The sequence below is a fragment of the uncultured Psychrosphaera sp. genome (assembly GCF_947500655.1).
Classification (GTDB): Bacteria; Pseudomonadota; Gammaproteobacteria; order Enterobacterales; family Alteromonadaceae; genus Psychrosphaera.
Genome location: NZ_CANMSK010000005.1, coordinates 140333 through 154456, shown reverse-complemented (window position 1 = coordinate 154456; position 14124 = coordinate 140333). Strand labels below are relative to the sequence as shown.

General features: G+C 36.9%; 12 protein-coding genes and 1 tRNA gene. 8 read left to right on the top strand and 5 right to left on the bottom strand.

Annotation, left to right across the window (positions count from 1 at the left end; genetic code table 11):
* Positions 1 to 37 precede the first annotated feature (37 nt).
* Genes Q0940_RS06730 through Q0940_RS06720 form a run of 3 tightly spaced genes read left to right on the top strand, consistent with a single transcriptional unit; the run spans position 38 to position 1814 of the window.
* The gene (locus Q0940_RS06730) at positions 38 to 301 is read left to right on the top strand and encodes a hypothetical protein (protein ID WP_299265987.1); all 264 of its coding nucleotides are present in this window, start codon (positions 38 to 40) and stop codon (positions 299 to 301) included.
* On the top strand, positions 282 to 932 hold the full coding sequence (gene pnuC, locus Q0940_RS06725; RefSeq protein WP_299265985.1) for a nicotinamide riboside transporter PnuC: 651 nt from the start codon (positions 282 to 284) through the stop codon (positions 930 to 932). The genes Q0940_RS06730 and pnuC overlap by 20 nt, the downstream gene beginning before the upstream one ends.
* 9 nt (positions 933 to 941) lie before the next feature.
* Positions 942 to 1814: a phosphotransferase gene (locus Q0940_RS06720; protein WP_299265982.1), complete on the top strand. Its 873-nt coding sequence runs from the start codon at positions 942 to 944 to the stop codon at positions 1812 to 1814.
* Here the strand turns inward: Q0940_RS06720 and Q0940_RS06715 are convergent.
* A complete protein-coding gene (locus Q0940_RS06715; RefSeq protein WP_299265980.1) occupies positions 1811 to 1993 on the bottom strand; it encodes a helix-turn-helix domain-containing protein in 183 nt (60 codons plus the stop codon). The genes Q0940_RS06720 and Q0940_RS06715 overlap by 4 nt on opposite strands.
* A gap of 293 nt (positions 1994 to 2286) precedes the next feature.
* Here Q0940_RS06715 and Q0940_RS06710 point away from each other — a divergent pair.
* A tRNA-Arg gene (locus tag Q0940_RS06710) sits at positions 2287 to 2361 on the top strand.
* A 98-nt stretch (positions 2362 to 2459) separates the two neighbouring features.
* A complete protein-coding gene (locus Q0940_RS06705) occupies positions 2460 to 3440 on the top strand; it encodes an NAD-dependent epimerase/dehydratase family protein (RefSeq protein WP_299265978.1) in 981 nt (326 codons plus the stop codon).
* Between the two features lie 47 nt (positions 3441 to 3487).
* Here the strand turns inward: Q0940_RS06705 and Q0940_RS06700 are convergent, their stop codons facing one another.
* The gene (locus tag Q0940_RS06700) at positions 3488 to 5002 is read right to left on the bottom strand and encodes a YifB family Mg chelatase-like AAA ATPase (RefSeq protein ID WP_299265974.1); all 1515 of its coding nucleotides are present in this window, start codon (positions 5000 to 5002) and stop codon (positions 3488 to 3490) included.
* A gap of 240 nt (positions 5003 to 5242) precedes the next feature.
* Between Q0940_RS06700 and Q0940_RS06695 the strand changes: the two genes are divergently transcribed.
* The gene (locus Q0940_RS06695) at positions 5243 to 7465 is read left to right on the top strand and encodes an acyl-CoA dehydrogenase (protein ID WP_299265971.1); all 2223 of its coding nucleotides are present in this window, start codon (positions 5243 to 5245) and stop codon (positions 7463 to 7465) included.
* Between the two features lie 265 nt (positions 7466 to 7730).
* Here Q0940_RS06695 and Q0940_RS06690 read toward each other — a convergent pair whose 3' ends face one another.
* The 3 genes from Q0940_RS06690 to hslR form a co-directional block, all read right to left on the bottom strand.
* The gene (locus tag Q0940_RS06690; RefSeq protein ID WP_299265968.1) at positions 7731 to 9374 is read right to left on the bottom strand and encodes a M28 family metallopeptidase; all 1644 of its coding nucleotides are present in this window, start codon (positions 9372 to 9374) and stop codon (positions 7731 to 7733) included.
* Between the two features lie 94 nt (positions 9375 to 9468).
* Positions 9469 to 10353: an Hsp33 family molecular chaperone HslO gene (hslO, locus tag Q0940_RS06685; protein ID WP_299265964.1), complete on the bottom strand. Its 885-nt coding sequence runs from the start codon at positions 10351 to 10353 to the stop codon at positions 9469 to 9471.
* A gap of 9 nt (positions 10354 to 10362) precedes the next feature.
* Positions 10363 to 10758, bottom strand: coding sequence for a ribosome-associated heat shock protein Hsp15 (hslR, locus tag Q0940_RS06680; RefSeq protein WP_299265961.1), 396 nt, complete (start codon positions 10756 to 10758; stop codon positions 10363 to 10365).
* A 191-nt stretch (positions 10759 to 10949) separates the two neighbouring features.
* Between hslR and gspC the strand changes: the two genes are divergently transcribed.
* Positions 10950 to 11930: a type II secretion system protein GspC gene (gspC, locus tag Q0940_RS06675; RefSeq protein WP_299265958.1), complete on the top strand. Its 981-nt coding sequence runs from the start codon at positions 10950 to 10952 to the stop codon at positions 11928 to 11930.
* A gap of 18 nt (positions 11931 to 11948) precedes the next feature.
* On the top strand, positions 11949 to 14123 hold the full coding sequence (gene gspD / locus Q0940_RS06670; RefSeq protein WP_299265955.1) for a type II secretion system secretin GspD: 2175 nt from the start codon (positions 11949 to 11951) through the stop codon (positions 14121 to 14123).
* Position 14124: the final 1 nt, after the last annotated feature.

The window sequence follows — 14124 nt, the reverse complement described above, 5'->3', positions numbered from 1 at the left end:
TAGCATCAATGCACTTTTCATTAACAAGGAAAACAAAATGCAATTAAGTGTTGAGATCAGCAAATACCCACTAGCAGAAGTAAATTTTATAGCTGCAATTCAAAATTTTATCGACCGTATTAATAAATACGACGACATTACTGTTATTACTAATGTAATGAGTACTCAGCTATTTGGTGAATACGATGTAGTTATGAATGCATTATCAACAGAATTAAAAGACAGCTTTGAAAAATACGGAACAACCGTTTTTGCCTGTAAATTTATACCAGGCAATTTATATGAAAAGTACGCAGGTTAATATGATTGACCAAGTATTAACTGGCTTTCAGGCAATGTCGGCATGGGAATATGTTGGGGTATTTTTCAGTTTGGCTTATCTAATTCTAGTGATGAAAGAAAGTTTATGGTGCTGGCCAGCTGCATTTATTTCAACCTTGATTTACACCATTTTATTTTGGCAGGGCGCTTTATTACTAGAAAGCGTTTTAAGTTTTTATTATCTATTAATGGCTATTTACGGCTGGTGGCAATGGAATAAACTTAATCAAACCAATAATAGTAAGCATGGACAAAAATCGATCGTAAGCTGGTCACTGTCAAAACATGCAATATGGATTGCCAGCGCAACAGTTACCTTTATTGTATTAGGGTATGTAATGAATGAATATACGCATGCAAAAATGCCATATTTAGACGCGTTTACTACCGTATTTGCAGTGATGACAACTTATATGGTGACTCAGAAAGTACTGGAAAATTGGTTATATTGGATAGTGATAGATCTTGCGTCTATATTTTTATACGTGGAGATGAACTATTACCCCACAGCTATACTTTACGTTTTGTATAGTGGACTCGCATGGCAGGGTTTTAAAATCTGGCAAAATCAGTTACCGACTAAGCAATTGTCGACGAAGCAAGAGACGTAGATTAATAAAATGAAAAATAATGCGTTAGCTGACGATTTTTGGCTGCATAATTTACCAAGCTCTCATGCTGACTATTTATCCTATACCGTAATCGAGTTAGGCCGACACCCTTCGGCTTTTCTTGTTTATCAAAACCAGCAAAAGTTTATCAAACAAGTTCCAGAGCATATTCAGAAGATAGAGTATTCGATATTGTCTTGGTTGGAAGAACTTCAACTAGACTCTAACCCATCTGTAAGTAAAACCTCAATATCAAAACAGCGCCCGACTGAGCTTCAATTACCCAAACCAGATGCATTAACCTCAAGATCAGACTTGCTTATCACCAGCAAACTAGATGGCACTCAATTGACCAAATCAAGTTTGATATCTCGTTTTCCTTTGGTGTGTAAAATATTGGTGTACCTTCATCAGCTGGTAGAGGTTACTAAATTACCTAGCATTATCGTGTATTCGTTAGATTATGAATTACCCATTAGTAGCGATGATGTAGAGGGCTGTTATTTAGAGCTGTTTAATCAGGCGAAAATAAATATAGCTGACAACATCTCAATAATAGGATTTATACATGGTGATTTGTCTATGGGGAATATTTTAGTCACAGAAACAAGTATTGGTATTGTTGATTGGGAATATGCCAACGTGAGAGACTGTAGATGGGATTTAGCAACTATCGCGGTTGAGTTTGAACTGAATTCAGATGAATTTAATAATCTGTGTGACGTTTATTTAAAACAAAAGGGGTTACAGGAGGATAACTTTATTGATGTAGCAAAGAGCTGGGCTGTGATTTATGCAATAACCTGCTTATCTTGGGCTAAAAAAAATAACCAACAAACAAACAGGTATATGCAATTTTTAACTAGATTAGTTAAAAATTAAAGACCGCCTAAACGTAATGCGATTTCTTTATATTTTTCAACGTCAGCTTTATCAAACAACGGTTTTCCATCAGGATCTTTATCAGCTGCATTTAACAAATGTTCGCGTTCTAAACGGTTAACTCGAACGTCTTTCACACCTAAAAATTCAGCAACTTCATCAACGGACATTAGTGACATATATCTTCTCCAAAAAATGAGATAATGGGTAATTAAAGTACAAAGCACAGAAATTACTAGTTTAAATTACTCTTATACTAAGTCATATCTCGTGAATTTGAAAAGGTAAAAGTGAACTTTTTATCAAAAAGTAGATAACTGTTTCTATCACTGATGTATCTTACCGTTTGGTAAGGGACTGTAATATCCGGATCTACTGATTAATTCGAAAAAAGTTATTTATTATGAGGTAGTAAATAATATTTTTATTGATTAGAATGCTCGCGCTTAAGCGACTGTTTAAAGCTATTTGCGCTCTCGTGGTGAAGTGGATCTCACGCGTCCCTCCGGAGGATGAGTCGCAGGTTCGATTCCTGCCGAGAGCGCCATTAATCAAGAAATCTATCTTTAAAATCATTACTACTTCACTAATCAAAATTTTAACTGTATATATCTATACATTAATTGTTAAAACAGCAAAAATATTATGAAAGCATTTGTTACAGGTGGAACTGGTTTTTTAGGTTTTCACGTTATTAAACAGTTACTCGCTAATAATTGGCAGGTAACGGCTATGCATCGCCATAACTCAAATGTTGCCGATTTAGAAAAGCTAGGCGTTACTTTAGTTGAAGGCACGCTGGCTGATATTAATGAGTTACAAAAAATAGTCCCTGATGATCTAGACGCTATTTTCCATATTGCAGGTGACACAAACATGTGGGCTTGTAATAACGAAAGGCAATTTCAAGTAAACGTTATTGCAACCCAAAACCTAGTTGAAGTGGCGTTACAAAAAAAAGTTAAACGCTTTATTCATACCTCTTCTATTTCTGCTTATGGCTTTCATACTAAAACTATTACTGAAGATGATAAAAGTACGGCAATGCAGAGTAATATTAACTATTTAAAGACCAAGTACTCAGGTGAAAAAATAGTTAAAGATGCTGTTCATTTTAGAAAGTTAGATGCTGTAATACTCAATCCATGTGCAATTATAGGTTCGCACGACAAACAAAATTGGTCTCAATTATTTACCATGATCAATAATGGAGATTTGCCTGGTGTCCCTTCTGGAGAAGGTTCTTACTGTCATGTTGATGAAGTAGCCGCTGCACATATTGCTGCATTTGAAAAAGGTAAAATTGGAGAGAACTATATTTTAGCAGGGACGGATTGTGCCTTTCTTGAAGTGGTTACAAAAATTGGAAAACTGCTAGGTAAAGACACACCAAATAAAACGGTTCCTCAGTGGCTATTAAGTATGGTTGGTTATACTTCTTATTGGTTGTCTTTATTAACTAAGAAAGAGCCAACCATGACTCCAGAAAAAGCCATCATGGTTTCAAAACGAGTAGTAGCCTCAAGCCATAAATCGGTAACGGAATTAGGTTATGTCGATAATATCTCTATTGACGTAATGTTAGAGGATTGTTACTTATGGATGAAGTCTGAGCAATTAATTTAACTATTAAGCTTATTGGCTACGTAATCAGTACTCTTTATTAGCATTTGTTACTGACTCAAATGCGCTAACAGCCTGTCCATTGCTCGGTAGTTGAGTGCCTCAATTAAATGTGTTCGGGTTATGTTTTGACATTGCTGTAAGTCGGCTATTGTTCGGGCCACTTTTAATATTTTATGGTAAGCCCTAATCGACATTTTGAGTTGATGAATAGTATGTTCCAAAAATATCTGATCTTCTTTAACTAATAAACAATATTTAGATACCTCTTTACTGGAAAGTAAGGCATTAGGCTTTCCCGATCTAGATAACATCACCTCTCTTGCTCTATTTACTCGCTCTCTAACGCTTGCAGAGGTTTCTCTTTCTTCTGTATTTTGAGTTAATGCGCCTTTGGGTAATGCGGGAACATCTATTTGAATATCTATTCTGTCTAATAAAGGTCCTGATATTTTATTTAAGTATTTTAAAACCTGATCTGAGGTACAGCGGCCATCATTATGATGACCTGTTGGACTTGGGTTTAATGCACCAACAAATTGAAAACGAGCTGGAAAGTCAGCTTGCTGAGTTGCACGGGAAATTGTAATTTCTCCCGTTTCCATCGGCTCGCGTAATACATCTAAAACTTTACGGTCAAATTCTGGCAGTTCGTCTAAAAACAAGACTCCATTATGAGATAAGGAAATTTCACCAGGTTTAGGTACGCTACCACCTCCAACTAAAGCAACACCGGATGCTGTGTGATGAGGATTACGGAAAGGGCGGGTTCGCCATTGAGTAAAGTCGAATGGCTTACCGCTTATTGAATGAATCGCGGCGGTTTGTAATGCCTCTTCTATCGACATCGCAGGAAGAATGCTGGCAAGTCTTGACGCCAGCATCGACTTTCCTGTTCCTGGCGGCCCTAAAAATAATAAGTTATGTTGACCTGCAGCGGCAATTTCTAATGCACGTTTTGCCATAACCTGACCAATAACATCGCTCAAATCATTTTGCACATTAACTACTTCATACTCAGGAGTTTGCACTGGAGTGATAAAGGACAAGTTTTGCTGTCCGGTTAAATGATGAAAAACAGCCATTAAGGTCGCAGCTTCTAGCATCTCTGTGGTTTCAACTAAGCCTGCCTGTAAACTATTTGATTGAGGGAGGATACAAATGCGATTGGCATTACCACAGGCAATAGTTGTGGGTATTTCACCTATTATTCCACGTACATCGCCATTTAAACCCAGTTCACCGTAAAACTCGTATTGATTTAACTTATCGATAGGGACTTGCGCGGAGGCAGCTAGAATACCAACAGCAATAGCTAAATCAAAACGTGCGCCTTCTTTTGGTATATCAGCAGGTGATAAGTTTACGGTTAATCTTGTTTGTGGAAATTGAAAGTCGCTATTTACTAAAGCACTACGAACGCGATCACGAGACTCTCTAACGCTGGCATCAGGCAGTCCAACAATTTGGAATGAAGGTAGGCCATTTGATATATGAACTTCTATGGTAACTAGCGGTGCATCAATACCAACTCTAGCTCGACTATATACAGTAGCAAATGACATGAACGCTCCAATTTCCCTATTATTAATACAAATATAGTTTTAAATTATTAATATTCAATGTTGTTTTGTAGCTCATATGGAAATTATTAAGACGAAATACTTTCTTTTTTAGTAAAAAGTTAATACACTGACTGGTAAGACATCAGACCAGTTGTGTTTTAATATGTATTATATTTAACTGAATCTGAAACCAAGTCCTATACTTGGAATAACTATAAAACAAACAACAGAGGGGCAATCATGAGCCTAAGAACGTCATTTAGAAAAATTTTACCTGAAATTTCTCGCACAGAGCAAGAAGCTCTAGACGCTGGAGATACATGGCTTGAAGCATCAATTTATCAAGGCAAACCAGATTTTAACGCTTTGTTACAGACTGCCCCTTCGAAATTAACGGAGCGCGAGCAAGCTTTCATCGATGGTCCGTTAGAAGAATTGTTAGAAATGTTGGATGATGTAGAAATACACAACAATATTCATATTCCACCACGTATTTTACAGCACTTAAAAGATCATAAATTTTTCTCGTTCATCATTCCTCAAGAATTTGGTGGATTAGAATTTAGTGCTTATGCTAGTTCTACTATTGTTGCGCGTATCTCAACAAAAAGTAACCCAATTGCCACAACAGTAATGGTTCCTAACTCATTGGGTCCAGGTGAGTTACTAGCTCACTTTGGTACAGATGAGCAGAAACAACATTATTTACCGCGTTTATCTGACGGTTTAGAAATTCCATGTTTTGCACTAACTAGCCCAGAAGCTGGTTCTGATGCTGGTGGTATTCCAGATACAGCTATTGTTACTAAAGGCATGTATAACGGCGAAGAAGTTGTTGGTTTACGTTGTACTTGGGACAAGCGTTACATTACGTTAGCACCAATCGCCACTGTACTTGGTCTTGCTGTTAAAGCGTATGACCCAGATAACCTTTTAGGTGATGAAGAAGATTTAGGTATTACCTGTTTATTACTACCTACAGACTATGAAGGTGTGGAAACTGGTAACCGTCATAACCCGTTAGGCGTTAAATTCTATAACGGTACTACACGTGGTACAGATGTATTTGTACCAATGGAATTCGTTATCGGTGGACAGAAAAACATCGGTAAAGGCTGGCAAATGCTAGTGGCTTGTTTAGGTGCTGGACGTGGTGTTTCATTACCTGCTAATGGTTGTGCAACTGGTCACGCTTCTCTTAAATCAACATCTGAATACGCTGCAATTCGTGAGCAATTTGGTATGCCGATTGGTAAGTTTGAAGGTATCCAAGAGCAATTAGCGCTAATTGGTGGCTTAACTTACAACTTAGAATCAATGCGTCACTTAGTATTGAACTCGTTAGATGCAGGTTTAAAACCGTCAGTTATTACTGCAATGGCTAAATATCACATGACTGAAATGGGTCGTGATTGTCTTGAAGCAGGTATGGACGTGCAAGCTGGTAAAGGTATCCAAATGGGTCCTAACAATGTATTAGCAAGTGCTTACTTTGCAACACCAATCGGTATTACGGTTGAAGGTGCAAATATCTTAACTCGTAACTTAATGATCTTTGGTCAAGGTGCAACTCGTTGTCACCCATATGTTCAAGACTTAATTTCTGTAATTCACTCTGAAGATAAAGCAGCGGATAAAGAATTTAATAAGTTAATGCGTAAAACGATTGGCTACAGTACTAAAAACTTTTTACGTGGTATTGCAACTGCTTACTTACCAGGTTTTGGCCGTGGTAAAAATGCAGAGCCTATGGTTAAGAAATTTGAAAAACAAATTAATCGTTTGTCTTCAGCATTAGCAGTTCAAGCTGATTTTGCATTATTAGTTCTTGGCGGTGATTTAAAACGTAAAGAAATGCTATCTGCTCGTTTAGGTGACGTAATGAGTTACTTATTCATGGCTATGGGGAATATTAAGTTTTACTTGCAAAGCGACTGTCGTGAAGAGTTAAAACCATACTTCAACCACGGTACAACTTGGGCATTAAAACAAGCTGAAGATGCATTGTTTGCGTACACAGATAACTTCCCTAATAGATTCGTTTCTGGTTTCTTAGGTGCGAGTTTAGCGATGCCGTTTATCAAACGTTCAAAAATATCTGACAAAATGATAACTGACCTTGCTGAAGCAACATTGAAAGATGATGCAGCTAAGAAGACTCTTACTTCTTTAGTTAGCATGGTTGGCCGTGATGGTTTCACCGTACTAGAGGATGCTTATAAAGCTAAATTAGATGTGCTTCCATTGTTAGATAAAATGAAAGCTGCAACTCGCTCTGGTAAAGTTAAGAAACAATTAAGATTTGCTGGTTTAGTTGATGTGTCTTTAGCTGCTGATGTAATAACAGCGGAAGAAAAAGATAAATTAACTGCTTACGATGCAAAACGTAAACTAGCTATTGCGGTTGATGAATATACTTTTGATTTAGAGTTAATCACTAATATTGATGCTCCTAAAGTATAAAATATATTGTTATGTAAATAACAGATTAAAGAAGGCGCTTATTTAGCGCCTTTTTTTATGGCTGAAAATAAGCCGTAAGCCGTTCCAAAAAGTAGACTCTAAGTTAGTTTAAGCGGCGATAAACAGCCTCTAGTTCAGACTCAATAAAGTACGCAAAATCCATTGTGAGTTGATCACAACGTGAAAAAAAACCGTAACATAAGTTACGGTTTAATTGGTTTATAAACCTAGCTTTCTAACAAGCTTAGTTGTTCAGTTAACTGAACTACTTAGTTTGTCCAAACGTTTTACCAAAGAAACTATCTTCTAACCAGTAAGGACGTTCGTCTTGGTTTGCTATTGTTAAACCAATACGGATATTAACATCGGCAAACACTTTCGCTGCGTCATAGTTAATTGGTAAATCTAATGAATCAGATGGTTTGTGGTAATGCTTGGCAAAAAACTCACCCCAAACTTTTCCGCCATCTTCGCCTTCAGTTTTTGAAGTGAAGCCAGTCATTAAGAATACAGCTGGAACACCTTTTTTTACAAAGTTGTAATGATCTGAACGAGTAAATATAGCTTGTTCTGGCATAGGATCTGGGCTTAAACCAATACCTAATTCACCAGCAGCTTTTTCAACAACCGCGCCTAAAGAGCTATGATTTGCACCAAAAGCAATTACGTCAGCAAAATCATACAACAATACAGGCATATCTAAGTTCACGTTGGCAACCATTGACGATAATGGAACCGTAGGGTTATTGGCAAAGTAACTTGCGCCTAATAAGCCTTTTTCTTCAGCGGTAACAACCGTGAATAAAATAGAACGACGTGGACGTTCAGAATTTGCTAATACACGTGCAGTTTCTAATAATACAGCAACACCAGAGGCATTATCCATTGCACCATTATTGATACGATCTTTAGTTGTTACGTCTTTTGCTAAACCAATGTGATCAAGGTGAGCGGTAAATACTACGTACTCATCTTTTAATACAGGATCTGAACCTGGTAAAATTGCCACTACGTTTGGTGAACTGATTTTTTCATGACTAGATTTAGATGCAATTTCAATGCTGGTATTTAAAGGAAAACCTTTAATTTCTTTATCTTCATTATCTAAAGTGAAAATGTCTTCTAACTGTGTTGGTGCATTTGCAAATAGCTTTTTACCCGCGTCGATATTTAAGTATGCGCCACCTTTAAATTGCTTTTGCACACCAAATGGAGCGTCGTCTTTATCTAACCAACGAAGACTTGGAGCGTTTAGATAGTTAAGAGATGTTGTATAAGAGCGTACTTTTTCTCTTTTTGGGGTATGTAATGTTACAAAGCCAATCGCGCCATGTTTTGCTGCATTTTCAGATTTAACTTTACCAGATCCTAAATGAGCACCTTCTTCAGATGGCCATGCTTTCGGGCGACCGGTTAAAGCGACAACAATTTTGCCTTCAACATCTAAACCGGCATAATCATCATAGTTATAATCTTCCGCTACTAAACCATAACCAACAAAAACCACTTCTGCTTTTACACTTGATTCTGTAGTTGATGTGCTAGCACCCATCATATAATCTTGAGGGTATTTTAGTTCAATAGTTTTAGCACCAGAACCAATCTTAACAACTGTGCTGGTTTGATCTAAATACGCACGTCTAAATGGAACACGCTGCATATAACCGTCTGTGCCAGCTGGTATTAAACCAATTTTTTTGAATTCTGCGGCAACATAATTTGCTGCTATTTCATGGCCTCGGCTACCAGTATCTCGACCTTGCAATTGATCGTCAGCAAGAAATTCTAGGTGAGCTTGTATGCGTGATTTTTCAACGCTAGCGGTATCAGTTGATTCAGAACATGCTGCAAGTACAGTTACAAATGATGCAACTAACGCAGTTAGACTAAATTGTTTAATTAATTTCATATTATTGTTTTAGTAACCTTATATATTTGGATATGCTTGATTCTACATGTATTAATTGCTTTTTTAAAACAAGCAATTAATGTTTAACATCGGACTAATTAATAGAATCACTTTGCTCAGCTGAATCTTTAAATAGGGCTTCTACGTCTACCGCATCAAAATGATAATCGGTTAAGCAGAACTGACATGTTATCTCTATATCACCACGTTCTTCGATTAATGCCATTGCATCATCAAAACTTAGTTTTAAGATAGCAGCAGATGTTTTCTCACGAGAACAGCCACATTCATAAGTGATCTCTTGAGGCTCAAATAACACTGGATTATCTTCATGGTACAGCCGAGTTAGTACTTCTTTGGCTGGCAGATTTAATAACTCTTCATCTTTAATCGTGTTAGTTAATGCTTCTAAGTGAGTAAAGTCATCGTTAGCTTTTGCTTCAACAGGTAGTATTTGTAATAACATTCCTGCCGATTTACCGTTGTGCTCAGATGTATCGGTAGCAAGCCAAACTCGAGTGCGTAGTTGCTCAGAGTTTTTAAAATAATCTTCAATACATAAGGTTAACGAGTCTTTATCTAATGCTGCAACACCTTGATAACGTTCACCTTGATCCGGTGCAATTGTGATCACCATATAGCCAGAGCCAATCAATTCAGGAATAGTTCCGGGTTTTATATCGTCTTTATATTTAGCAGTAGCACGCATTTGTTGTTTGTTATTACCATTAACCACGGCATAACTAAGCGGACCATCACCTTGAAGTTGAATACTAATATCACCTTCAAATTTAATGGTTGCTGTTAATAAGCTAGTGATAGCTAGTAATTCCCCAAGTATTTGTTTTACAACATCTGGATATTGGTGGTTTTCTAGCATGGCATTATAGCTGTGACTCATTTGCACAATTTCGCCACGAACGTGACGTTGTTCAAAAATATATCTGTGTAATAAGTCTTGTGTGTTTTTCTCAGTCATAAGGTGTTGTTACTCAAAGTTATCGGTATTTTTAAAATTAATTAAGGTTCTGCGTTGTTTTTTATCTGGCTTTTTATCTGGTCTCGGTGAAAACGCGATACTTTGCTCGCGCGCAAGTTGATCGCTTTGTCGCAATTCTAGGCTCTCATCAGTTTCTTGGTAGAAGGTTTGGGCTATTTCAAACTTCTGTCGCTTGTCTGAAACTATCTTCACTATGACCGTTTTTGAATCGTAGCCTTGGCGCAATTTTACGCTTGCACCCACATCTACAAGTTTTGATGCTTTACATCTTTGGCCATTATAATGAACTTTACCACCATTGATCATGTCTGTAGCAGTAGAACGTGTTTTATAAAAGCGTGCGGCCCATAGCCATTTATCTAAGCGTACCTTGGTTTCTGACATTGTAGTTATTAAAGTATCCTAGGAATAAGTGTTAAAAAGCGACGATAATTTAGCATAAATAGTGATTTTTAACCATGTGTAAGGTTATACTGAGCGGTAAAATCACTAATTTCAAATGGAATTAAGTTTGTTATTGTTAATGGCGCAATAAAACATTAATAATAAACTGATATATTGGAGTACCAAAATTAATGGAGTCGTCTCGCTTGTTTGAGCAGCTCAATACCTTTACGGGCAAATTACCACATCAAAAATTGAGTAAAATTATAACAATCACTTTGTTGGTTTATTGTGCGTATATATCGGCTGATTTAATTTGGAAATTTATACCAACATCATCAGAATATAACAAAATTACAATCAGTAGCTCTTCTCTTAGCGGCCAGAATAATACGGCAACGAATAATAAAATAGATATTAGTGATTTACTGAGTATTAATTTATTTGGCGATTTAAAAAAATCCACAGTAGTTAAATCACCACAAAAAACAGATCAACCAGCACCTAAAACACGTTTGAATGTTAAATTAACTGGCTTAGTCGCAGATAGTTCAAATACCACTTCAAAAACAAGTGTCGCAATAATAGAAAGTGCGGGCAATCAAAATACTTATGGTATAGATGAAAAAATTGATGGTACTTCTGCATCTGTACATGAAATATTACTAGATAGAGTTATCTTGTTTGTATCAGGTAGATTTGAGACATTAATGCTAGCTGGTATTGAATATTCAACCTCAGTACCAGGCTCTGAAAATAAAGTAAATCGTGATCAGCAAACCGTTATCCAAGATCCTAATCCAGCACAAAAAAGCAAGCCGTTAAAAAAAGAGCGACTTGATAAACGTGAAAATGTTGAACTTTCTCGCTCTTTAAGAGAACAAAGGGAAACCTTATTTGATGATCCTAAAAAGTTGCTCGATGTTATTAGAGTTAAACCATATAGAAGAAGTGGTGAACTAAAAGGCTATAAACTTTCCCCAGGGAAAGATGGAAAGTTATTTTCAGAAGTTGGATTAAAGCGTAATGATTTAGCTACAAGTATAAATGGTTATGACTTAACAGATATGCAACAAGCATTGAGCGTAATGAAAGAATTGCGAACAATGACAGAAGCAACAATAACGGTCGTTAGAGACGATACCGCAATTGATATTATTTTGGCACTTTAACCCCTGGAGTTTGTTTTAATGGGTTTGTTTACAGCATCAATAAATACCTTAACAATTAAATTTGTTAAATCTATAAAGGTGACGGCGTTATCTACCTCGTTAACTGTATTGGCATTATCCAGCTTATGGGTATCCCAACCAGTCCACGCGGCTCAGTACTCGCCTAACTTTAAAGGTACTGATATTAATGAGTTTATTAATATTGTTGGTAAAATTTTACAGAAAACCATCATTATAGACCCAACGGTTCGAGGTAAAGTAAACGTTCGTTCTTATGATTTATTGTCAGAAAAACAGTATTACCAATTCTTTTTAAACGTATTAGAGGTATATGGATACGCTGTTGTTGATATGGGCAACGGTATTCTTAAAGTTGTTAAAGCTAAAGATGCAAAAAATTCTGCAATTCCAGTAGTAGGTAATGATGCACCAGGTGTTGGTGATGAAATGGTTACCCGTGTTGTTGAAGTTAAAAACGTATCAGTGCGTGAATTATCTCCGCTATTACGCCAATTTAGTAATCAATCAGGTTCTGGTCATGTTGTGCATTATGACCCATCAAATGTGATAATGATGACAGGTTCTGCGGCAACGGTTAATCGTTTGGTTGATATTATTAATCGTGTTGATAGGGCTGGTGATTTAAAAGTCGAAATTGTTAAATTGCAATTTGCATCAGCCAGCGAAATTGTTCGTATTTTGGAAAGTATTTACAGTGCCAAAGGCAATAAAGACCAACCAGAATTTTTAATTCCTAAAATTGTATCTGATGATAGAACCAATAGCGTTATTGTTAGTGGTGAACCGCAAGCTCGTAGCCGAGTTATTAAATTAATTGAGCGTTTGGATGCGGAATTAGAAAGCTCAGGTAACACTCGAGTTCATTATTTGAAATACGCCAAGGCGGAAGAGATAGTTAAAGTGTTAACTGGCGTATCAGACTCATTAGCCGCAGACGCTAAAGGCGGGACGTCAACTAAAACCTCATCGCGTAGTCAAAAACGTGATTATTCAATTCAAGCACACGCAGATTCTAACTCGTTAGTTATTAACGCAGAACCTGACATGATGCGTTCTTTAGAGCAGATTATTCGCCAACTCGATATTCGTCGTCAGCAAGTACTAGTTGAAGCGATAATAGTTGAAGTGTATGAAAGTGAAGGCATTAATTTAGGTGTCCAGTGGGGCAGCGAAGACCTTGGGTTTACTCAGTTTAATAATGGTGCAGTTACACCAGTATCCACTCTTGCAGGAGCCGCTTACAGCGCAAGAGAAACAACCACGGAAGAGATTGTATACAATACTAATGACGATGGTGAGTCTGTAGGCTCTGTATTATCGACTACAACTGAAGGTGATTATACCACTCTGGCTTCGGTACTAAGTAGCGTAAGTGGTTTTGCTACAGGTATCTTTAAAGATGGTTGGGGCGTTGTTCTTCAAGCTGTGAGTAATGACACTAACTCTAATATTTTAGCAACTCCATCAATTACTACTTTAGATAACGAAGAAGCCTCTATTTTAGTGGGCTCGGAAGTGCCAATTATTACTGGTTCTTCAACTGGAAGTAATAATGCTAACCCGTTCCAAACGGTTGAACGTACTGAAGTTGGTATTAAATTAAGCATTACACCACAAATTAATGAAGGTAATGCAGTTCAGCTATTGATAAGCCAAGAAGTGTCAAGTGTCAGTGGAGCAACGGGTGTTGATTTAGGCATAAATAAACGCTCTATCAATACAACGGTTTTGGCAGAAGACGGTGCGACTATCGTTATTGGTGGTTTGATTGATGAAGACGTGCAAGAAAGTGTTTCTAAAGTTCCACTACTTGGCGATATACCAATTATAGGTCACCTGTTTAAATCGACCAGTACTACAAAACGTAAGCGTAATTTAATGGTATTTATTCGAGCTGTAATAATCCGAGACGATGAGACCTTGGCTGGTGAGAGTAATCGTAAATATAATTATATACGCGCTGAACAATTAAAAAGTGAAGAGGATGGCATAGCATTAATGCCATTCACTAGTCAGCCGGTATTAAGTGAATGGGATGAGACAATTGCCTTACCTCCATCTTTTGAAGAGTATTTAAATGAAAATCAATCTGATACGTTGAAAAAATTAGAAGGAAAAGCTTCAGATAAAGAAACTCTAAAGAAAGATAATGAGAGTAAGGGCGATAACTAAT